This window comes from Roseomonas chloroacetimidivorans, assembly GCF_049629625.1.
Classification (GTDB): Bacteria; Pseudomonadota; Alphaproteobacteria; order Acetobacterales; family Acetobacteraceae; genus Roseomonas; species Roseomonas chloroacetimidivorans.
The window spans coordinates 1-21,042 of record NZ_JBNBZS010000086.1 but is presented as its reverse complement, the minus strand read 5'-3'; the positions used below and the strand labels follow the sequence as shown (position 1 = coordinate 21,042).

Annotated in this window: 15 protein-coding genes, 1 tRNA gene and 1 pseudogene; 14 read left to right on the top strand and 3 right to left on the bottom strand. The window is 63.7% G+C overall.

All coding sequences use genetic code 11. From position 1 onward, the window contains the following. Positions 1-109: 109 nt before the first annotated feature. A tRNA-Gln gene (locus tag ACO1BU_RS30665) sits at positions 110-183 on the bottom strand. 121 nt (positions 184-304) lie between these two features. On the opposite strand from ACO1BU_RS30665, the gene ACO1BU_RS30660 reads away from it, so the two are divergent. The 8 genes from ACO1BU_RS30660 to ACO1BU_RS30625 all read left to right on the top strand — a co-directional run bounded on the left by ACO1BU_RS30660 (position 305) and on the right by ACO1BU_RS30625 (position 9,491). Further along, a complete protein-coding gene (locus ACO1BU_RS30660; RefSeq protein ID WP_424139752.1) occupies positions 305-1,381 on the top strand; it encodes a Ppx/GppA phosphatase family protein in 1,077 nt (358 codons plus the stop codon). A 70-nt stretch (positions 1,382-1,451) separates the two neighbouring features. Further along, a complete protein-coding gene (locus tag ACO1BU_RS30655) occupies positions 1,452-2,141 on the top strand; it encodes an RlmE family RNA methyltransferase (protein WP_424139751.1) in 690 nt (229 codons plus the stop codon). A gap of 125 nt (positions 2,142-2,266) precedes the next feature. Then, the gene (guaB, locus tag ACO1BU_RS30650) at positions 2,267-3,760 is read left to right on the top strand and encodes an IMP dehydrogenase (protein ID WP_424139750.1); all 1,494 of its coding nucleotides are present in this window, start codon (positions 2,267-2,269) and stop codon (positions 3,758-3,760) included. Further along, entirely contained in the window at positions 3,760-4,434 is a 675-nt protein-coding gene (locus ACO1BU_RS30645; RefSeq protein ID WP_424139749.1) for a haloacid dehalogenase type II, read from the top strand. The genes guaB and ACO1BU_RS30645 overlap by 1 nt, the downstream gene beginning before the upstream one ends. Beyond that, positions 4,431-5,738 (top strand): RsmB/NOP family class I SAM-dependent RNA methyltransferase, encoded by a 1,308-nt coding sequence (locus tag ACO1BU_RS30640; RefSeq protein WP_424139748.1) that lies wholly within the window; start codon positions 4,431-4,433, stop codon positions 5,736-5,738. The genes ACO1BU_RS30645 and ACO1BU_RS30640 overlap by 4 nt, the downstream gene beginning before the upstream one ends. Before the next feature lie 13 nt (positions 5,739-5,751). Continuing rightward, a complete protein-coding gene (locus ACO1BU_RS30635; protein WP_424139747.1) occupies positions 5,752-6,315 on the top strand; it encodes a GNAT family N-acetyltransferase in 564 nt (187 codons plus the stop codon). A 30-nt stretch (positions 6,316-6,345) separates the two neighbouring features. Further along, complete coding sequence (gene guaA / locus ACO1BU_RS30630; protein WP_424139746.1) at positions 6,346-7,941, top strand: glutamine-hydrolyzing GMP synthase; 1,596 nt, start codon at positions 6,346-6,348, stop codon at positions 7,939-7,941. A gap of 293 nt (positions 7,942-8,234) precedes the next feature. Further along, positions 8,235-9,491 carry a tyrosine-type recombinase/integrase gene (locus ACO1BU_RS30625; protein WP_424139745.1) on the top strand — a complete coding sequence of 419 codons (1,257 nt, stop codon included), beginning with the start codon at positions 8,235-8,237 and terminating at the stop codon, positions 9,489-9,491. Here the strand turns inward: ACO1BU_RS30625 and ACO1BU_RS30620 are convergent. After that, positions 9,463-9,753, bottom strand: a complete 291-nt coding sequence (locus tag ACO1BU_RS30620) for a helix-turn-helix transcriptional regulator (RefSeq protein WP_424139744.1) — start codon at positions 9,751-9,753, stop codon at positions 9,463-9,465. The two genes, ACO1BU_RS30625 and ACO1BU_RS30620, sit on opposite strands and share 29 nt — an antisense overlap. 334 nt (positions 9,754-10,087) lie before the next feature. Here ACO1BU_RS30620 and ACO1BU_RS30615 point away from each other — a divergent pair, with 334 nt between their 5' ends. From ACO1BU_RS30615 to ACO1BU_RS30590, 6 genes are all read left to right on the top strand, one after another. Further along, the gene (locus ACO1BU_RS30615; protein WP_424139743.1) at positions 10,088-11,392 is read left to right on the top strand and encodes an SIR2 family protein; all 1,305 of its coding nucleotides are present in this window, start codon (positions 10,088-10,090) and stop codon (positions 11,390-11,392) included. A gap of 61 nt (positions 11,393-11,453) precedes the next feature. Beyond that, entirely contained in the window at positions 11,454-13,385 is a 1,932-nt protein-coding gene (locus tag ACO1BU_RS30610) for an ATP-binding protein (RefSeq protein WP_424139742.1), read from the top strand. After that, a complete protein-coding gene (locus ACO1BU_RS30605; protein WP_424139741.1) occupies positions 13,378-14,271 on the top strand; it encodes a 3'-5' exonuclease in 894 nt (297 codons plus the stop codon). Before ACO1BU_RS30610 ends, ACO1BU_RS30605 begins: the two co-directional genes overlap by 8 nt. A gap of 134 nt (positions 14,272-14,405) precedes the next feature. Continuing rightward, positions 14,406-16,352 carry a HipA domain-containing protein gene (locus ACO1BU_RS30600; protein ID WP_424139740.1) on the top strand — a complete coding sequence of 649 codons (1,947 nt, stop codon included), beginning with the start codon at positions 14,406-14,408 and terminating at the stop codon, positions 16,350-16,352. Then, complete coding sequence (locus tag ACO1BU_RS30595) at positions 16,264-19,626, top strand: helicase-related protein (RefSeq protein ID WP_424139739.1); 3,363 nt, start codon at positions 16,264-16,266, stop codon at positions 19,624-19,626. Before ACO1BU_RS30600 ends, ACO1BU_RS30595 begins: the two co-directional genes overlap by 89 nt. Then, on the top strand, positions 19,623-20,330 hold the full coding sequence (locus ACO1BU_RS30590) for a DUF4391 domain-containing protein (protein WP_424139738.1): 708 nt from the start codon (positions 19,623-19,625) through the stop codon (positions 20,328-20,330). Before ACO1BU_RS30595 ends, ACO1BU_RS30590 begins: the two co-directional genes overlap by 4 nt. 585 nt (positions 20,331-20,915) lie before the next feature. On the opposite strand, the pseudogene ACO1BU_RS30585 reads toward ACO1BU_RS30590, so the two are convergent. Continuing rightward, positions 20,916-21,042, bottom strand: a pseudogene (locus tag ACO1BU_RS30585) (IS630 family transposase); the annotation flags it as partial.

Sequence of the window (21,042 nt, the reverse complement as noted above, 5' to 3'; positions counted from 1 at the left end):
ACTGACCTGTGCCGTTGTGGCCCAGTGATGTGTCACAGTTGTGCGTCTCGCCGCCTCGGGTGGGCGCGATCGCCAACTTTCACTGTCGGATCACAAGCTTGTGCCGGAGTGGCTGGGGAACCTGGATTCGAACCAAGACTGCCCGAGTCAGAGTCGGGAGTTCTACCGTTAAACTATTCCCCAACGGCCGATGGCGGGCCCTATAACCCGGTGTGGGTGACCCTGCAACCCGTCTCGCGAGAGACAGAGTGGAATAAGGGCTTGCCCCGTCCCATATGCGAGCGGATCATCTGATTTCAACGCCATGCAGCCCCGGAACGCGCTCCAGCCGCCGGGCGACAGGCGGGGGGAGCGACCCCCGCTGCCGCCCACCACTTCGTCCTCCGGCCCCGCCTCGGGGGGGGCGCCGCTGTACGCCGCGCTCGACCTCGGCACGAACAACTGCCGGCTGCTTGTCGCCAGTCCTTCGGGCGCGGGCAGCTTCCGGGTGCTAGACAGTTTCAGCCGCATAATTCGCCTGGGCGAAGGGCTGAGTTCCACCGGCGCGCTGTCGGACGCCGCCATGGACCGTGCTGAGGCGGCCCTGGAGGCCTGTGGGCAGAAGCTGGCCCGCCGCCCGATCCAGGCTGTCCATGCTGTGGCGACCGAGGCCTGCCGCAGGGCCACCAACGGCCTGCGCTTCATAAAGCGGGCGGAGAAGGCGCTCGGTGCCCCTATCCGCGTCATTCCCGCGCGGGAGGAGGCGGAACTGGCCATGGAGTCCTGCGCGCCGCTCTTCCGCCCAGAGGACCGGCGCGCCCTGCTCTTCGATATCGGCGGTGGTTCTACCGAGGTGGCCTGGATCCGCACGGACGAACCGGAGCAGCCCCGGCTGATCGGCACGATCTCCGTCCCGCTCGGCGTCGTGACATTGGTGGAGCGGGACGGTGCCGCCTGCTTCGGGGCCGAGGGGTTCGACCGCGTGGTGCAGGAGGTTGCGGCCAAGTTCGAGGCCTTCGATTCGGTTCACTGCATCCGGCAGGAGATGCGGGCCGGTGGCGTTCGGCTGATGGGCACCTCTGGCACGGTTACGACCCTGGCCGGCATCGCCCTCGACCTGCCCCGCTACAGTCGCGCGGCGGTGGACGGGCACGACCTGGAGATGTCCTGCGCCGACCGTGCGCTGGAGGCGCTGCGGACCATGGGCCGGGCTGGACTGGCCGCGCATCCCTGCATTGGGCCAGAACGGGTGGACTTCGTCCTGCCTGGCTGCGCCATCTATGCGGCCATCCGCCAGGTCTGGCCGGCAGCCCGGATCACCGTCTGCGACCGCGGCCTGCGTGAGGGGCTGCTGTTCCGGGCGATGCGGGACCGTCGCCGGGGCCGCCGCAGCACGCCATAAGCCCCCACGCCCACCGGCGCGCGATCATGCGTCGGGTGCGCGGCCCGACCGCTTCCCTGAGGACTGAACCGTGACCCAATCCAGCCGGCCGGGCGGAGAACGCAACCTCTCCACCCGCCTCCGCACCGCCAAGGGCCGCAGTAATGCCAGCCAGAGATGGCTCGAGCGCCAGCTCAACGATCCCTATGTGAAGGCCGCCAAGGCCGCCGGCTGGCGGTCCCGCGCAGCCTTCAAGATCCTGGAGCTGGATGAGCGGTTCAAGCTGTTCCGCCCGCGCCAGCGCATCGTCGATCTCGGCGCCGCACCGGGGGGCTGGACCCAGGTGGCGGTGAAACGCGCGGGGGAGGGGGGCAAGGTCGTCGCCCTGGACATTCTTCCGATGGATCCGGTCACTGGCGCGATCGTGCTGCAGGGCGACTTCAACGAGGAGGCGGCCGAGCAGGCTGTGCTCCAGGCGCTGGATGGTCCGGCGGATCTGGTGATGTCCGACATCGCGCCGAACACCACCGGCCACAATGCCACAGACCACATCCGCATCCTTGGCCTAGTGGAACTGGCCGCGGATTTCGCGCGCAAGGTGCTATCCCCGGGCGGCGCCTTCGTCGCCAAGGTCTTTCAGGGCGGCACCGAGCGGGAGTTGCTGGCTGCCTTGAAGCGCGACTTTGCCACGGTCCGCCACGCCAAGCCCCCGGCCAGCCGAAAGGACAGCGCGGAGATCTATGTGGTCGCCCAGGGCTTCCGGGGCGGCCCGAAGGACTGACCCCGTCCGGGAATGGGGGGCAGCGTCTCGTTACCGTCATGCACCCGGCCTTGCGGCGCGGGCCTCAACAAGCGTAGGAGGGATCGCCAAGGCAGCGCCGCCCCGTCCCGAGAGGCCCCCGCTCAATGGCACCCGATACCACCCAGCCTCGTTTCCTCGCCCGCTTCGAGGAAGCCTATGCCTTCGACGACGTCCTGCTCGTCCCGGGCTACTCCACAGTCCTGCCCAACCAGGCCGACACCCGCACCCGCATCACGCGGGAGATCGGCCTGAACATCCCCCTGGTGGCTGCCGCGATGGACACGGTGACCGAAGGTCCCATGGCCATTGCCATGGCCCAGGCGGGCGGGATCGGGGTGATCCACAAGAACCTGACGATCGAGGAACAGGCCGCCCAGGTTCGCCGGGTGAAGAAGTTCGAGAGTGGCATGGTGGTGAACCCCGTCACCATCCACCCCGAACAGACCCTGGCCGATGTCCGCATGCTGCAGGAGCAGCACCACATCAGCGGTATTCCGGTGGTGGAGCCCGAGACGGGGCGCCTGGTCGGCATCGTCACCTCCCGCGACGTGCGCTTTGCCTCCGACCCGAACCAGCGCGTCTATGAACTGATGACGCGGGAGAACCTGGTCACCGTGCCGGTCGATGTCACGCCGGACAGGGCGCGGGCCCTGCTGCACAAGCATCGTATCGAGAAGCTTCTGGTGGTGGACGAGAAGGGCCGCTGCGTCGGCCTGATCACCGTGAAGGACATGGACAAGGCCCAGGCCAATCCGAATGCGGTGAAGGACGGGATGGGCCGCTTGCGCGTGGCCGCCGCCACCGGCACCGGCGAGGATGGACGCCGCCGCGCGGAGGCCCTGGTGGCCGCCGAGGTGGACATCGTGGTGGTGGACACGGCCCATGGCCATTCTGCCGGGGTGCTGAAGTCGGTCGAAACGATCAAGCGGCTCTCCAACTCCGTGCAGATCATCGCCGGCAATGTGGCGACGCCGGAAGCGGTGGAGGCCCTGATCGAGGCCGGGGCGGATGGGGTGAAGATCGGCATCGGCCCGGGCTCCATCTGCACCACCCGCATCGTGGCGGGCGTCGGCGTGCCGCAGCTCACCGCCGTGATGGAATGCGCGGCCGCCGCGCGGGAAAGGGACGTGCCGGCCATTGCCGATGGCGGTATCCGCACCTCCGGCGACATCGCCAAGGCGATCGCGGCCGGCGCCGATTGCGTGATGATGGGCAGCCTCTTCGCCGGCACGGACGAGGCGCCGGGCGAGGTGTTCCTCTACCAGGGCCGCTCCTACAAGTCCTATCGCGGCATGGGCAGTCTGGGGGCCATGGCCCGCGGCTCGGCCGATCGCTACTTCCAGTCCGAGGTACAGGACCAGCTCAAGCTTGTGCCCGAGGGCATCGAGGGCCGCATTGGCTACAAGGGCCCGGTAGGCAATGTCATCCACCAGCTCGTCGGCGGGCTGAAGTCGGCCATGGGCTACACGGGCAATGCCACCATCGCCGAGATGCAGTCGAATTGCCGCTTCCGCCGCATCACCGGCGCCGGCCTGCGGGAAAGCCATGTGCATGACGTGGCCATCACCCGCGAGGCACCGAATTACCGGCAGGAGTGATGCCCGCCCGCCCGCGCGCCGCGGTCTTTGACGCCTACGGCACGCTGCTCGACATCCACTCCGCCGTCCGGCGCCATGCCGCGCGGCTGGGGGATGCGGCGGCCTCCGTCTCAGCGCTCTGGCGAGCGAAGCAACTGGAAGCCAGCTGGATCCTCACCGCCACGGGCGGCTATCAGGGTTTCGATATGCTGACCGAGCGGGCGCTGGACCATGCGCTGGCCACACATGGGATCCATGATGCCGGGCTGCGCGAGGATCTTCTTGGCGCCTATCGCGCGCTGGACGCCTTTCCCGATGCGCTGACGGCACTCGCCCGGCTCCGTGCTGCGGGCATTCCCACCGCCATCCTTTCCAATGGCGAGCCGGGGATGCTCGACGCGGCCATCCAGGCGGCAGGCATCGAGAGCCTGCTGGACACGGTACTGTCAGTCCATCCGCTGCGCCTCTACAAGCCGCACCCGGCTGTCTATGCCCAGGCCCTGGGCCGCTTCGGCGGCCGGCCGGAGGAGATCGCCTTCGTCTCCTCCAATGGTTGGGACGCCCATGGCGCAACCTGCTTCGGCTTCCATGTCTTCTGGGTGAACCGCGCCGGCACCCCGCCCGAATACGGGCTGGACCGGCGCGCCACCATCCTGCCCGATCTCGCCGCCCTTCCGGACCATCTCATCGCGTGACACCGCTCGCCCGTATCTCTACCGCCATCGCCCTTCTGGACGCCCTGGAGGCTGCCCCACGCCGCCCAGCTGACGCCGTGGCGAACGACTTCTTCCGCGCCCGCCGCTTCATCGGTGGCGGGGACCGCCGCGCCATTGCCGACCGCGCCTGGGGGGTGGTGCGGGAACGCGCGCGGCTGGACTGGCATCTCGACCATGTCGGCGCCGCCCCAACCGGCCGCCTGCTGATGGCCGCCCATATGATCCTGGTGGAAGGCGGCGGGTTGGCCGGGGTGGAGGCCGCCTTCAATGGTGCCCAATATGCCGAACGCCCCCTGAGCGGCGAGGAACGCCGTGTTCTCTCCAAGCTCGAAGGCCGCCCCTATCTGCATGCGAAGATGGATGAGGCGACGCGCCTCAACCTGCCGGAATGGGCTCTGCCGGGCCTTCGGGCGCGCTTCGGCGAGGCACTGCCGGAGGCTGCGGCAGGATTGGAGGGTTCCGCGCCGCTCGACCTGCGGGTGAATCTGCTCCGCACGACGCGGGAGGCTGCGGCCCAGGCCCTCGCTGCTGAAGGTGTTCCTACAACCCCGACGCCCTATTCGCCCTGGGGCCTGCGGATCGCCGATCGCCGCCCGATCCTCGCCACCCGTGCTTTCCAGGACGGGCTGGTGGAGATCCAGGACGAGGGCAGCCAGCTCATCGCGCTGCTGTCCGATGCCCGGCCGGGAATGAAGGTGGTGGATTACTGCGCCGGGGCGGCCGGCAAGACCCTCGCCATGGCTGCGGCCATGGGCAATCGCGGCCGGATCGCAGCGTTGGACGTCTCGGCACCCCGCCTGACCGGGGCAATCAAGCGCTTGCGCCGGGCGGGCGTGGACAACGCGGAAACTCATCTGCTCGAATCGGGCGATCGCTGGGTGAAGCGCCGTGCCGGTACCTTCGACCGTGTGCTGGTCGATGCACCTTGCACGGGAACGGGAACTTGGCGGCGCAACCCGGACGCGCGGTTGCGGACTACGGAGGAGGATTACGTTGAACTCATCACGAAACAGCGCGCCATCCTCGATCGTGCCGCCTCGCTGGTGCGCCCCGGCGGGAAGCTGATCTACGCTACCTGCTCGGTCCTTCCCGGAGAGGATGAAGAGCAGGTGCGCGACTTCCTCGACCAGCATGCCGAATTCGAGGCCCTGCCCCTGGCTGAGGCCTGGGCGGAGGCGGGAATGGCTGGCCCGCCGCCGGGGGAGGGGCCCAACATGGCTTTGGCCCCCCATAGCCATGGTACGGACGGCTTTTTCGCCGCCGTGCTCCGACGCCGCGCCTGAGGCCCCACCCTCGATGATCCAGGTGCGGCGCGCGCGACCTGAGGATGCACCGGCCATCGGCGCGATTCACCGTATCGCCTGGCAGGATGCCTATCCCGGCATCCTGCCGGATTCCTACCTTGCGGGGCTGGATCAGCGGCGGATCGCCGCGGGCTATCTCCGGGGAATGCTGGCCCGCCGGGGCGGCGAGGCCGTTTTCGTGGCCTGCGGGCCTGACGGCGCGCCGGTCGGCTTCGCTTCCGCCGCCCATGCTCGCCGGTCCGGCATCGCGGAAGGAGAGATCGAGACGCTCTATCTCTTGCCGGATTGGCGGGACCAGGGGATCGGGCGTCGGCTGATGCGGGCCTCCGCCGCGCATCTCTCGGCCATCGGATGCGGCTCGGCGATGCTCTGGGTTCTTTCAGGGAATGTGGCGGGCTGGTTCTATCGCCGCCTTGGCGGGCGGCCGGTGGGACGGGAGATGATCCATGTCGGCGGGCGCGCGGTGGAGCAGACCGCCGTGCTCTGGGATCCGATCACCCTTCTGCTGGATGCCACGGCGGCAACGCGGGAAGGGGATGCGCTCGGTGAGGGTTGAAGCGCGCCGCGTTCTGTGGTGATGGCCGCTATGGCCGACACGAATCCCGCTCCTTACGCCAACCAGCCCGGAAGCGAGCGCCACCAGCGCCTGCTGATCCTCGACTTCGGCAGCCAGGTGACCCAGCTCATCGCCCGGCGTCTGCGCGAGGAGGGTGTCTATTGCGAGATCTGGCCTTTCACCGCCGATGAGGGGCGCATCCGCGCCTTCGATCCGATGGGCATCATCCTCTCCGGCGGTCCGGCCTCGGTGACCGAGGGGGCGAGCCCCCGTGCCCCACAGGCGGTCTTCGAGATGGGCCTACCGGTGCTGGGCATTTGCTACGGCCAGCAGACCATGTGCGCGCAGCTCGGCGGCCAGGTTGAAGCCGGGGACCATCGCGAATTTGGCCGGGCCCATGTGCAGGTGGCCGATGACTGCGCGCTCTTCCATGGCGTCTGGGAGAAGGGCGCGCGGGAACAGGTCTGGATGAGCCATGGCGACCGCGTGACGGCCCTGCCGCCCGGCTTCCGCGCCGTCGCCACCTCCGAGGGGGCTCCCTTCGCCGCCATTGCCGACGACACGCGCCGCTTCTACGGCGTGCAGTTCCATCCGGAGGTCGTGCATACCCCGCATGGCCATGCGCTGCTGAAGAACTTCGTCCGCAGCATCTGCGGCGCGAAGGGTGACTGGACGATGGGCGCCTTCCGCCATGAAGAGATCGCCCGCATCCGTGCCAAGGTCGGCATGGGCAAAGTGATCTGCGGCCTTTCGGGTGGCGTCGATTCTTCCGTCGCGGCCGTGCTGCTGCACGAGGCGATCGGCGACCAGCTGACCTGCATCTTCGTCGATCACGGTCTGCTCCGGGGAGGCGAGGCGGAGCAGGTGGTCTCCACCTTCCGCGACCGCTTCAACATCAAGCTCGTCCATCGTGATGCGAGCGACCTGTTCCTCGGTGCGCTCGCCGGCGTCACCGACCCCGAGCTGAAGCGAAAGACCATCGGCCGTCTGTTCGTGGAGGTCTTCGAGGAGGAGCAGGCGAAGCTCGGCGGTGCCGATTTCCTCGCGCAGGGCACGCTCTATCCGGATGTGATCGAGAGTGTCTCGGCCACCGGCGGTCCCTCTGTCACCATCAAGTCCCACCACAATGTCGGCGGGCTTCCCGAGCATATGCGGATGCAGCTGGTCGAGCCGCTGCGCGAGCTGTTCAAGGATGAGGTCCGCGCGCTCGGCCGCGAGCTGGGCGTGCCTGAGGTCATTGTCGGTCGCCACCCCTTCCCGGGGCCGGGCCTTGCGATCCGCATCCCCGGCGAGGTGACGCGCGAGAAGGTCGCGATCCTGCAGAAGGCCGATGCGATCTTCCTGGAGGAGATCCGCAACGCTGGCCTCTATGACGCGATCTGGCAGGCCTTTGTTGTACTGCTGCCCGTCCGCACCGTCGGCGTGATGGGCGACGGCCGCACCTATGACCAGGCTTGCGCCCTGCGCGCGGTGACGAGCACGGACGGCATGACGGCCGATGTCTATCCCTTCGACGTCGCCTTCCTCTCCCGCGTGGCGAACCGCATCGTCAACGAGGTGCGCGGCATCAACCGCGTCACCTATGACGTGACGAGCAAGCCGCCCGGCACGATCGAGTGGGAATGATTCAGGCCCGTTTGGGCCTATCGGGGTCATTCGCCTGAACCCACCTAACCCACTGAAATAAAAATAGTATCTCTCGCGATCTATCGAGATCAATCGCGGTACAGCGCCTCGCGCTGACGGCCTGCGCGACGGTATGCCATAAACTTGCACCTCGCCTCCGAGGGCGATACCGTCAGGTCCATCGGCTTGAGTGACGGTATTTGTTCGGACTTAACGCGCTGAAAACGCAGAATAAGTGGTCTGGAAAGGTGCCGGAATAGGGCCGACGGTATTTTTGTCGTGAAGGAGCTCCTATGCTCACCGATGTGGCGCTTAAGAACCTGAAATCTCGCGAGAAAGCGTACAAAGTCACGGACCGGGACGGGCTCTACGTTCATGTTTCCACGTCCGGAACGGTTACGTTTCGCTTGGACTACCGCCTGAACGGTAGGCGCGAGACGCTGACGCTCGGCAAGTACGGCCCAACTGGGATCTCGCTTGCCCGCGCGCGTGAAAAGACGATCGATGCGAAACGCGCCGTCGCTGAAGGCCGATCGCCAGCCCAAGAGAAGCAGCGGGAGAAACGTCGTCTCAAGGAAGCCAAGAGCTTCGGGGAGTTCGGAGAGACCTGGCTGACCAAAGCGCCGATGGCTGACAGCACGCGAGCCATGCGTCGATCGATCTTCGAGCGCGAGCTGCTGCCGGTCTGGAGGAATCGCCTACTCCATGAGATCACACCCGACGATCTTCGCGCCCATTGCGGAAAAATCGTCGATCGGGGTGCTCCGGCGACCGCCATCCACGTCCGAGACATTCTCAAACAGATTTACGGATTTGCGATTCTGCACGGCGAGAAGGTCGCCAATCCGGCCGACGATGTCGGGCCGGCCTCAATCGCTACCTTCGTGCCGAAGGACCGCTCGCTATCCCCGACCGAGATCCGCGTGATGCTGAAGCAGCTCGAGCATGTCGCCACGCTGCCCACGATCCGGCTCGGTATGCGCCTCTTCCTGCTGACGATGGTGCGCAAGAGCGAACTGCAGGATGCGACCTGGGACGAAATCGACTTTGAGAACGCCGTCTGGACGATCCCCAAGGAGCGGATGAAGCGGTCGAAGGCGCACAATGTCTACCTGTCTCAACAGTGCATCGACATCATGATCGCGCTCAAGACCTGCGCGGGGAATTCACGCTACCTGCTCCCATCGCGATACGATGCGGATGCGCCCATGTCGCGCGCCACCTTCAATCGGGTGACCTACGCAGTTGTGGAGCGTGCTCAGAAAGAAGGCCTGCCGCTTGAGCCCTTCACGGTGCACGATCTGCGCCGAACCGGCTCGACCCTTCTCAACGAGCTGGGTTTCAACAGCGACTGGATCGAGAAGTGCCTGGCCCATGAAGACGGACGCTCATCACGCGGCGTCTATAACAAGGCCGAGTATGAGCATCAGCGCCGGCACATGATGCAGGAGTGGTCCGACATCGTAGATGCCTGGGTCGCGGGGCAGAAGCGGGCGCCGGTGCTGGTCCCGCCCACGATGGCTATGCTCGCGCCCGATCCTGCGCTTTAACGGGACGAGTCCTGCGCTTGCGCACATCCGGGTGCGGCGCTCGATCGACGCTCTGTCGCCGTGCCTTGCTCAGCCGCTCTGTCAGCCACGCTTCGACCTCGGCGAGGTCCCAGACCACACAGCGCGGCGTCAGCGCAAAGCGCCGCGGAAATTCTCCACGCTGCTCCATCTCATAAATAGTCGTATCCGCCAGCGGGACGATCTGACGAAGCTCACGCCGGCGGATCATCCGCTTCTTCAGTGCATCAGGCCGTGTCGACATGCTCTTTGACTCCAACAATTCACGTGTGGCCTCGATTGGAGCCGATAGGCCCGGCATGAAAAGAGCTTGCGGACCGTCGTAGGGTCGGCGGCGGCGATGGCGTACAAATCGGACGGATCAAGCGCAGGTCGTAGACGCCACGTTGAGCCTTTTTCCATCATGCTCACCGACTATGATCTGACGGCCGAATCCGTAACCAGGCCTATCCAGTGCTTGGCGTCGATGCGGCTTGCCGAGCGCTGGATTCGTCGCGCCACTAGGCTAAGATACCGCTAAGGGGGTATCGGGATGATAAGGATCAAATGGCCGAGACGTTGCGGGGTTAGTACTTCTCGTGCCGGTTGAAGTTGCCGGGGAGCCCCTCCGCGAGTTCCACTTCATTCGATCCGGTGACCAGTCGCCGCCGCTGGAGTGGGGACGGGGCCAGGAACAAGTCCGCAAGGCAGTTGGCGAGGCGCTCAATGCCCGTAACGTCGCCTTCTTACTCGGCGCGGGCTGCTCATCACTCATGGAGGACGGCAAGGAGCGCGGCATCTCGACGATGGCGCCGCTAGCGAAAGAGTTTTGCAGCCATCCAACCGGCGAGCTCGACGACGACCTGAACCTGATTGTCCCGCCCGCTTGGGCACTCGACAAGGACGATGTGGACTACCTTGCCAAGTTGGGCGCCAAGCTCGCCGGCACGGAATACGCGCGCAACCTCGAGCGCCTGATGGAGCTGTTGCACAGCCTCCGCTTCGTGTTCTCGCGCAGTGACAAGTCTGAGCACGAAGTCAGCAGAACGAAGGTTGAAACCATTATAAGGAAGGTTCAGCACTTCCTCTGGGAGCGTTGCACCGACGGCGCGTTTGCACACGGCGACGGCGCCGTGCTCGAGTTGTATGAGTCCTTTTACCGCAAACTCGTGCTGCGCGATCGATCGCTACCACGACCGTGGGTGTTCACGACAAACTACGACCTCTTCAACGAGCGCGCGATGGATCGCCTCGGCCTTCCGTATGCAAACGGCTTTTCGGGCGTGGTGGAGCGCCGCTTCAATCCAGCGACATTCCGCTACGCCCTAGCGGAGCAGCTGGACTTGTCGAACCGGAAATGGTCCGCCGTCGATGGCTTTGTCTATCTGTGCAAGCTCCACGGTTCGATAAGCTGGACCGAGGACGACCACGGCCTCTTCCCAGTGCGGGAGCTTTGGCCGCAGGACGCTCCCAACAAAGTCATGATCTACCCCACTCCGGCCAAGCAGAATTCGAGCCTAGGGTCGCCCTACGCCGACCTGTTCCGCGAGTTTCAATCGAGGATCGTGCGGGAGCAGAGCGTCCTCATCACCGCGGGCTTCGCCTTCGGCGACGAACACCTCAACAACATCATCTATCAGGCCCTCACGATCCCGACCTTCAGGCTGATCATCTTCGCTGATCCGGAGTCGGAGGGAGAGATCGCGAAGCTCCGCAAGCTAAACGATCCTCGTATCTGGATCATCGGCGGAGATGGACCGGCGGATGGCACGCGGGCGCACTACTTCGATACGGTAGTCGAGCACTTCCTGCCCCAGCGGCCTGCCGAGCGCATCGACGACGCCGTGAAGCTCGTGCTCGAGAACCTTGGCCGCACGAAGACCGGGGGCGAGGGTGAGCTCTGACGATCGCCGTCGAGCAATCGGGAAGGTCACCTCCGTCGCAGCGGATAGGTTCGTCATCGAGATGCTCGGCGGAACCGACAACTTCACTGTAGTTGGCTTCGACGACCTCCACTATGTCGCCAGGCTGGGCTCGTTCCTCATGATCCCCGCCCAGTCCGAGTACGTTGTCGCCGAGGTTGTGGGTCTACGCGAGCGGGACGTTCCCGGCGGTGGCGCAGGCGATGGGCAGCTCGATAAGGCGAATTCGGCGAAATACCTCGACGTGGTTCCCGTCGGGATGCTGCCGGCCGAGGGCGACAAGAAGTTCCGGTTCGGCGTGTCGATCTTTCCGTCACTCTACGCGGACGCTCTTTATGCCCTCGACAGCGAGCTCGACCGCATCTTCGACACCGAGGCCGACGCGGAACCGGCGCTCGGACACGACGGCGCCGATTGCGTACCTGCGGACGCGACACGCTACCGCAATCTCGGAATCGGTCAGTCGGTCGTCTTTGAGGACTATGAGGTCAAGGTCCGGATCGACGACTTCTTTGGCGGCCACGTCGCCGTACTCGGTAACACGGGCAGCGGGAAATCGTGCACCGTGGCCTCGATACTCCAGGCGCTGTTCGAAAAGCCCGACGAGCACCACGCGCGAGGAGCGACGTTCGTGGTCCTCGACGTGAACGGGGAATACAGCCGCGCGTTCAAGGAACTACCGGAAAGCGCTGACATCGGCGTCAAGCACCTCATCCTCGACGGCTCGGCGTCAGCAGACCGATTTCGCCTACCGCACTGGTTCCTTGACCTGTCCGAATGGGAGCTGTTGCTCCAGGCCAGCGAGCGCACTCAGGTGCCTATCCTACGCATGGCGCTCGGGCTCGCGACGTTGTTCGGGGGCGCGGCTGCCGGGCAATTGAACGTCATCCGCAACCACATACTGGCGACCTGCATTACGCAGATCCTCAGCGACGAAACCCAGCCGGGAGCCAAGCAGACGCGCATCCGCGGCATCCTGCAGCGGTTCAACACGGCCGAGATCAACTCGGCTCAGCTCAATGGCATGATTGCAGTCAACTTCGGCAATATGCCAGGGATCGAAGGGGCGTACCAGTATCTGGCCGGCGGCGACGATCAGGCCGGCTTCATCATCCCGGACTTGAAGCTTCCTGACTATGACGGCACGCCGTTCGACTTCTCTGCCCTCGGCGACGCGATCGACCTAGCGCTGCTTTACCAGGAGGCTCACGGGAACCGGCAGATACGCGACTACTGCGCGCAGATGGTCACCCGATTCAAGGCTCTGGAGGAGCGTGGCGACTATCGGTTCCTCCGCCATGACACGGCAACAGCGGGCGACCGCCAAGCATTCATGGCAAATCTGCTAGGTTTAGACGCGATCGAGGGTGGTCACACCAAGGCCGCCCAGATCATCATCATCGACATGAACGCGGTAGAAGACGAGGTGGTCGAACTGGTCAGCGCGGTAATCGCCCGCATGATCTTCCGCCTTCTCCGGCAGGCGGAGCCTCGTAACCGTTTCCCCGTCCACCTCCTCCTCGAAGAGGCGCACCGCTATGTTGCGTCGACGCCGTCGCGTTATGCGGTCGATGCTAGCCGGATTTTCGAGCGAATCTCGAAGGAAGGACGGAAATACGGTCTATTCATGCTCGTCGCGTCGCAGCGTCCGAGCGAACTTTCTAAGACTGTATTGTCGCAATGCTCGAACTTTGTCGTCCACAGGATCCAAAATCCGGACGACCTGTCCCAGATTAGGCAGATGACGCCCTTCATCTCGGACAGCGTGCTCCGCAGGCTCCCCTCGCTGCCGAAACAGCATGCACTGGTGTTCGGCAATTCGGTGAACCTCCCTACCACCTTCAAGGTCCGACCTGCTGATCCGCTTCCGGCGAGCGATGACGCCAAGATCGTGGACCTATGGTTCCATGAAGCGGGAAGACCGTCAGTCCTGCCACTGACACCTGCTGGCGATTCAGGGGTCGTCGATGACTAAACTGCCCCCCGAGGAGATGATCGCGGCGCTCGAAGCGCAGGGGGGTTTTCGAGTGCTGCGCCGCTTGCAGCCGACTGAACCCATGGGGAAGGTGCCGGCTGGCGCGCGCCGCGCGCTGTTCGTAGACGTCGAAACGACAGGGCTCGATCCTGCCAAGGATGAGATCATCGAGCTGGCGATGGTGCCGTTCTTCTATTCCGCGGACGATGAAATCGTCGGCATCGGTGACCCTTTTAGCGCGCTGAGGCAGCCGGCTCGGCCCATCCCGGCTGAGGTAACAAAGCTCACCGGGATTGACGACGCGATGGTGGCGGGCAAGTCGATCGATCCGACCAGCGTGGCTGCGTTTGCGGGCGGCAACCTGATCATTGCGCACAACGCGCCCTTCGACCGCGGATTCCTAGAGAGATTCTGCCCAGACCTGACTCAGAATCCGTGGGCTTGCTCTATGAGCGAGGTACGCTGGGCAGATGAAGGCTTCGAAAGTAGCAAGCTTGCATATCTCGCCTTGAGCAGCGGGTTTTACTACGAGCGGCATCGCGCAGTGAATGACTGCCACGCAGCCATCGAACTCCTCTCACGCACGCTGCCGGTCACCAGCAGGCGTGCGCTGTCCGTGCTCCTTGCCTCCGCGCGCGGCACCACCCTCAGATGCTGGGCCGAGAACTCGCCATTCGAAGCGAAGGATGTGCTGAAGCTGCGCGGATATCGGTGGAACAGCGACGACAACGGCCAGCCGAGAGCTTGGTGGATCGACGTCTCCGAAGCGGACATGGAGGCCGAGAAGGCGTTCCTAGCCGCGGAAATATACAAACGCGACGTACCCTTGCGAACTGCGAGGATTACGGCGTTCAATCGGCACTCGTGGCGCATCGTACCAAGCTAGATCTCTGGAGATTGGCGGGGCGTCTCCCGCGCTATCACGCAACCACCTATTCGGTATGGCTAATTATCCCGCGTCTCAGATGCGCGATATTCCTTGTGCAATGTTGCGATAGGTGAGATTAACCCGCATCTGAGATGCGAGATAATCTTGTGGCAATCCATCTGGTTGGAGAGACGATCGACGCCAAGCGCGCCCATCAGCGCGCCCACGCCGGTGAGCTGATCCAGCTCGTGCGCGGCGTTTATGTTGATCGCGACGCCGACGCTGATGCGACGATCCTGGGGCACGCGATCCGCATCGCACACTATCTTTATCCCAACGCCTATTTGTCGTCCGCCAGTGCGGTCCTGCTTGCGCCCACGCCGGACGGGCTGCTGTTCCTCAGCGGGCGGCGCAATCAGCGCACGCGGCTGCGCTCTCTCGAAATCGTTCAGAACGAAGCTCCCGCCCATCCTTCCATTGCGGCAGCGGTGATCGGCGATGACCTCGGCGAACTGCGTGTCGATGTCTCTTCGCCGCGCCAGCGCTTTCTGGAAGCCTTTCGGTTGCGGAGCGCGCACGCCAGCGCGATCACCTCGGATATGCGCGTGCAGATGGCCGCGCGTCTCGTCGAGGAACATGGAGCAGCCCAAGCTGCAGCCGACGCTGTCTGGGCGCTGGCGCGCGAGAATGGATGGTATCGCGAGGGCGAGGGCGCCGAGCGCTTCCTGATGCTCCAGCCGGGCACGGCCAAGGCACCCGTCAACAAGGCCGCGCTCGACCTCCTGGTCGCTTGGCACGGCGAGCCACTCGGCCGCCTGATCCATGATGGGTTCGAGTGGCGCTGGAAGCCGCAGCGGCGCGCCGGCCCGGTGCTGGTGCGCGAGACCGCGCCGGGCAAGCTGCCGGCGTTCATCGAGTCGCTGTTGCCGGAAGGCTGGCTCGCCAAGGTCCTGCATGAGCGGGACGAACGCGAGGCGTTGCGGCGCGGACGGCGCTACTTGTCTAACATCACCATCGTGGAGAGCCGCGAGGAGCTAGCGGACTTGCCCGCCGACGTGCTCAATTCGAGGCTGGCCAGCTTTTGCGAGGAAGGCCGCTTCACGGGCGTCTACGCAGGACCCGCGCGCGGCGAAATCGAGGAGACGTTCGAGCAGAGCCTGGCGCACATGTTCGCGCGGGCCGAAACGCCGCGCCTGTCGGGTATCCAGATCAAGGCGCCGATGAGCCTTACTGCCGATGGCCGCCTCATTCCGGCCGTCGACCAGCCGTTCACCCACATTCTTAAACCCGCCGGGGCGGCGGGGTTCGAGACGCTGCCGATCGTGGAATGGCTGTGTCTGGAACTCGGCCGAGCCGCCGGTTTTGAGGTGCCTGATGCGGCTCTGATCGACATGCCGGACGGCATGTCGCCGGCGTTGCTGGTTGAGCGCTTCGACATTCGGCACGGGCCGGAGGATCAGCGCCGCCTGGCGCTCGAGGATTTCTGCTCCATCCTCGATCTCCCGACCTCGGCGAAGTACGACGGCATGATCGAGCGCATGGCGCGGGGCCTGCGGCCGCTGTCGACCGATCCCGCCGCCGATCTCGACATCCTGTTCCGCCGCGCGGTCTTTGCCTGGCTGATCGCCGATGGCGACATGCACCTGAAGAACCTGGCCATGCTCAAGATCGCAGAGGCTGGCGCGAAGGGTTTTACGTCAGTCGGTTTTGCGCCTCTGTACGACGCCGTAACCACGCGCGTCTTTCCCGGTCTAGGCGGCGATCGCATGGCCCTCAAGCTGAACCGGAAGGATGACCGGCTGACGCGCCAAGACTTTTTGGGGTTGGCTCGCACTATGGGCGTAACCGCGGGTGAGGCGGAAGATGCGATCATCGATTTGGCGGGGCGCGTCGCTGAGCGGGCCGAGGCGCTCGGGCTGCCGGCATTCGCAGCGGAGTCTCAGACAGCACGAGACACGCAGGATAAGGTGATCGCGCTTGTGGCCGATCGTTGCGCCGCTCTAACTGCAGATGCAGACGGCCGGCCGCCTGACCGGGATGAGCATCGAACGCAGAACACCGAAGATCCGACAAGTCATTCCTTCAAGCAGCGAGGCTGAGATGAAAATCATCGACAACACTTCGCAGCTGCTGGGCGATGATCTCAAGAGCACCTTTGGTCGAGGTGGCCGGATCAAAATTGCAGCGTCATGCTTCTCGATTTATGCCTTCGAGGCCTTGAAGGCGGAGTTGTCGAAGGTCGAAAGCCTTCAGTTCATTTTCACGGCCCCGACCTTCGTCCCAATGGAAGTGACGGACCGCCTTCGCAAGGAACGGCGCGAGTTTTTCATACCCAAGGCGACGCGTGAACGAGGCCTGTACGGAACCGAGTTCGAGATACAGCTTCGTAACCAGCTGACACAGCGTGCGGTCGCGCGCGAATGTGCCGACTGGATACGAAAGAAGGCTCGCTTCCGGTCGAACACGACCAAGGCGCCGATGCAGCAGTTCATCCATGCGGGAGCGGACGCGGGCGACGTCGCCTACATGCCTATCAGCGGGTTCACGGCCGTCGATCTGGGCTATCAGAAGGGCGACGCGGTTTCGAACTTCGTCACGCGCATCGACGATGCCGCGCACACCCAGGTCTATCTGCAGCTGTTCAATCAGATCTGGAACGATGAGGACAAGGTCAGCGACGTCACTGCCGCAATTTGCGACCACATCGAGTCCGTCTACCAGGAGAACTCACCCGAGCGGATTTACTTCCACATCCTCTACAACCTCTTCCAGGATTTCCTCGAAGAGGTCGATCAGGATGCGCTGCCGAACGACCTGACCGGCTACAAGGACAGCGTTGTCTGGAACAAGCTGTTCAACTACCAGAGGGATGCCACGACTGGTATCATCAACAAGCTGGAGATGCACAATGGATGCATTCTGGCGGATAGCGTCGGCCTCGGCAAAACCTTCACTGCGTTGGCGGTGGTCAAATATTATGAGCTACGCAATCGGTCAGTTCTGGTCCTGTGCCCTAAGAAGCTCGCGGACAATTGGCGCAACTACAATACCAACCTGACCACGAACATCTTTGCCAAGGACCGCTTCAACTACGACGTCCTCAGCCATACCGATCTCTCGCGCACATCGGGTGAGTCTTTCGGCATCCCGCTGAACCGCGTGAACTGGGGCAATTACGATCTCGTCGTCATCGACGAGTCACACAATTTCAGGAACAACGACGTCTTCAAGGATCGGGAGACGCGCTACCAGAAGCTGATGAACAAGGTCATCCGCTCCGGTGTGAAGACCAAGGTTCTAATGCTGTCGGCGACTCCGGTGAACAACCGCTTCAACGACCTGCGCAATCAGCTCGCGCTCGCCTATGAGGGAGATTCCGAAAACCTCAGCCGCAAGCTGAAAACCAAGACGGGGATTGAGGAGATTTTCAGGCGCGCCCAGAAGGCGTTCAACACCTGGTCGGACCTACCGCCGCACGAGCGAACCGCAGCCGCGATCCTGAAGGCCCTCGACTTCGATTTCTTCGAGATGCTTGATGCGGTGACGATTGCCCGGTCTCGCAAGCACATCGAGACCTTCTACGACACCAAGGACATCGGGAAATTTCCGCAGCGTCGAAAGCCGCTGTCGTACCAGTGCCCGATTACCCATCGCTCAGATGTGCTCGGTCTCAACGACATCTTCGGCACCCTGTCGGTCCTCAAGCTCGCGGTCTATGCCCCGATCAGCTACATCCTGCCGAGCCGCCTTCGGAAGTACGAAGAAGTCTACGACACCCAGGTGGAGGGCGGTCGCGGCAAGCTGCGCCAGGCTGACCGCGAGCGGAGTCTTCAGGCTCTGATGACCACCAACCTTCTCAAGCGGTTGGAGAGCTCGGTCGAAGCGTTCCGCCTCACCCTGCGGGCCCTGAGCGGCAACGTTGCGCAGACGCTCCAGGCAATCGAAACCTATGAACGTACCGGCGCTGCCGCGAGTGTGAGCGACCATCTCGGTGATCCCGGTTTCGATCCCGACGATGACGACCTGAATGGCCTCGATGAGTTCACAGTCGGCAAGAAAATCCAGATCAGCCTGTCCGACATGGACCTTCCGTCCTGGAAGCACGACCTCGCCGCCGACCTTGCGCTCATCGACAACCTGATTTCCTCGATGGACAAGGTGGGTGCCGAGGACGATGCCAAGCTGCAGCATCTGAAGGACGTCATTACCCGCAAGGTCTCCGACCCGCTCAATCCCGGCAACCGCAAGGTGCTCATCTTCACCGCCTTCGCGGACACCGCGAAGTACCTCTACACCAATCTGGCGGGAGCGTTTCTCCAGTCGCACGGCCTGCATTGCGGCAGGGTCACGGGCTCGGACGCCCCGAAGAGCACGCTGAAGAAGAGCTACGACTTCCAGTCCCTTCTCACGCTGTTTTCGCCTCGCGCGAAGGAGAAGCATCTGGTCCTGCCGCACGAGACCGGCGAGATCGACATCCTCATCGGGACGGACTGCATCTCCGAGGGCCAGAACCTTCAGGATTGCGACTATCTGATCAACTACGACATTCACTGGAACCCGGTGCGGATCATCCAGCGCTTCGGGCGCATCGACCGTATCGGGTCACCCAACGCGCAAATCCAGCTCGTCAACTACTGGCCGGAGATCTCGCTCGACGAGTACATCAATCTCAAAGAGCGTGTCGAAAACCGCATGATGATCGCCGACGTCACGGCGACCGGCGACGACAATGTGCTGACCGCCAAGAGCAGCGACATCGCCTACCGGAAGGAACAGCTCAAGCGGCTCCAGGAAGAGGTGATCGAGCTGGAGGACGTGCGGACAGGGATTTCCATCACTGACCTGGGCCTCAACGATTTCCGCATGGACCTTCTAAACCGCATCAAGGAGCACGGTGACCTCGATCATCTGCCCAACGGCATGCATGCGGTGGTGCCGGCGCAGCCGACGCTGGGCTTAAAGCCGGGTGTGATCTTCGCGCTGAAGAACATCCACGACAGCGTGAACATCAACCAGCAGAACCGGCTACACCCTTACTACCTCGTCTATGTCGGTCACGACGGTGGGGTCATCATCGACCACACTGAGGTGAAGCGCTTGCTCGATCTGATCCGCACGAGTTGCAAGGGTCAGGCGGAGCCGATCCCAGCCGTTTGCCAGCTGTTCAATGAACGGACGCAGGACGGTCGCAAGATGGAGCACTGCTCCGGACTTCTGAGCGCGGCGATCCGCTCGATGATCGAGGTGAAGGAAGAGAAGGATATCGACAGCCTGTTCAGCGGCGGGCGGACCACGGCACTGGTCCACACCATCGCCGGGCTCGACGATTTCGAGCTGATCGCCTTCCTCGTCGTTGAGGACAGGGCGGCATGACGGCAGTCTTCTTCGACTACCCCAAGGCCGCCGCCTTCGGCCGCGTTGTCCCTAAGAGCCGGATTTATGAGCATGCCGGCGCTGGCACGGCCCTCCGGGACCTGTTCGTGACCGAGGTCGATCAGATCGTCTGGAAGTACAAGCTGGCGCCGGAAACCACGAACCTCGCGGCGACGAAGGCCGTCAGCGAGATCCAAGTGTTCGGCATCAGCCTGCGTTCTGGCAAGATCGACGAAGAGGTGCTGCGGGCGATCGACCGCGCTATCCCATTCCCGTTGATCTTCGAGCTCGCCTGGTCCGGAAAGCGGCGGGCGGTGGCTGCCTTCAAGCGACCCAGCGACGCCGATTCCGCCAAGTGGGTTGTTAGCGCCTATTTCGGAAACGATTGGACGCCCGACGACGCGCCGCGCAGGCCGCTACCGGTCGCGCTCAATCTTGGCGGACTTTACGAGGCCCTCATCACCGCGCTGATGCCCGACGCGACCGCCGATGGGGTGCAGGCCAGCGAGGACATCCAAGCCCGCGTAGCGCGCATGGAAGCGATCCGGGCCAAAACGCGGGAGGTGGACCGGATTAAGGCCCGGCTTTCCCGTGAGAAGCAGTTCAACAAGCGCGTGGCGATCAATGCCGAACTGCGCGCCGCACGGCAGGAACTGGAACGCCTCTCCGGGGGCGCTCCAGTTCCTGCCACGACGATTGACTAGGGAATGACGATGGACAAGCTGAAGATGCACAGCCCTGACCTGAGCCAGGAGAACATCGCGAAGATCCGCGATTTATTCCCCGGCTGCGTGACCGAAGCTCGCGACGAGGCGACGGGGCGTTTGCGTCTGACGGTGGATTTCGACCAGTTGCGCCAGGAGTTGAGCGACAACGTCGTGGAGGGGCCGCAGGAGCGGTATCGGCTAGATTGGCCCGGCAAACGAGAGGCTTTGGCGCTTGCCAACGCGCCGATCGCGAAAACACTTCGTCCTACTCAAGGCGAAAGCGTTGACTTCGACTCTGCTCGGAACCTCTTGATTGAAGGCGAAAACCTTGAAGCATTGAAGTTGCTTCAGGAGACCTATCTTGGTCGTGTCTCGATGATTTACATCGATCCTCCTTATAATACGGGAAAAGACTTTATATATTCTGACGACTTCTCGGAAGGAATCCGCGAATTCCTCGACAGAACGAACCAGATTGACCAGAATGGCGGTAAGCTTATCGCAAACCCCGAGAGCAATGGTCGCTTCCACTCCGACTGGCTCACCATGATGTATAGCCGGCTACGGTTCGCACGGAACTTGCTAGTGTCCCGAATCCGAAGTTCGTGTCGTTTCGGCTTTCGTGGTGTTTCGGACGCAGAAGCGCTCGATGCTGGCGAGGATGTCGTCGGCGCTCTTGGTCCAGCGGAAGGGCTTCGGGTCGGCATTG

What these genes read in the sequence shown, in the direction of transcription:
- ACO1BU_RS30660 (WP_424139752.1), top strand. Translation starts at nt 305, where the DNA reads ATGCAGCCCCGGAACGCGCTCCAGCCGCCGGGCGACAGGCGGGGGGAG.
- guaB (WP_424139750.1), top strand. Translation starts at nt 2,267, where the DNA reads ATGGCACCCGATACCACCCAGCCTCGTTTCCTCGCCCGCTTCGAGGAA.
- ACO1BU_RS30645 (WP_424139749.1), top strand. Translation starts at nt 3,760, where the DNA reads ATGCCCGCCCGCCCGCGCGCCGCGGTCTTTGACGCCTACGGCACGCTG.
- ACO1BU_RS30635 (WP_424139747.1), top strand. Translation starts at nt 5,752, where the DNA reads ATGATCCAGGTGCGGCGCGCGCGACCTGAGGATGCACCGGCCATCGGC.
- guaA (WP_424139746.1), top strand. Translation starts at nt 6,346, where the DNA reads ATGGCCGACACGAATCCCGCTCCTTACGCCAACCAGCCCGGAAGCGAG.
- ACO1BU_RS30625 (WP_424139745.1), top strand. Translation starts at nt 8,235, where the DNA reads ATGCTCACCGATGTGGCGCTTAAGAACCTGAAATCTCGCGAGAAAGCG.
- ACO1BU_RS30620 (WP_424139744.1), bottom strand. Translation starts at nt 9,753, where the DNA reads ATGTCGACACGGCCTGATGCACTGAAGAAGCGGATGATCCGCCGGCGT.
- ACO1BU_RS30610 (WP_424139742.1), top strand. Translation starts at nt 11,454, where the DNA reads ATGCTCGGCGGAACCGACAACTTCACTGTAGTTGGCTTCGACGACCTC.
- ACO1BU_RS30605 (WP_424139741.1), top strand. Translation starts at nt 13,378, where the DNA reads ATGACTAAACTGCCCCCCGAGGAGATGATCGCGGCGCTCGAAGCGCAG.
- ACO1BU_RS30600 (WP_424139740.1), top strand. Translation starts at nt 14,406, where the DNA reads ATGCGAGATAATCTTGTGGCAATCCATCTGGTTGGAGAGACGATCGAC.
- ACO1BU_RS30595 (WP_424139739.1), top strand. Translation starts at nt 16,264, where the DNA reads ATGCAGACGGCCGGCCGCCTGACCGGGATGAGCATCGAACGCAGAACA.
- ACO1BU_RS30590 (WP_424139738.1), top strand. Translation starts at nt 19,623, where the DNA reads ATGACGGCAGTCTTCTTCGACTACCCCAAGGCCGCCGCCTTCGGCCGC.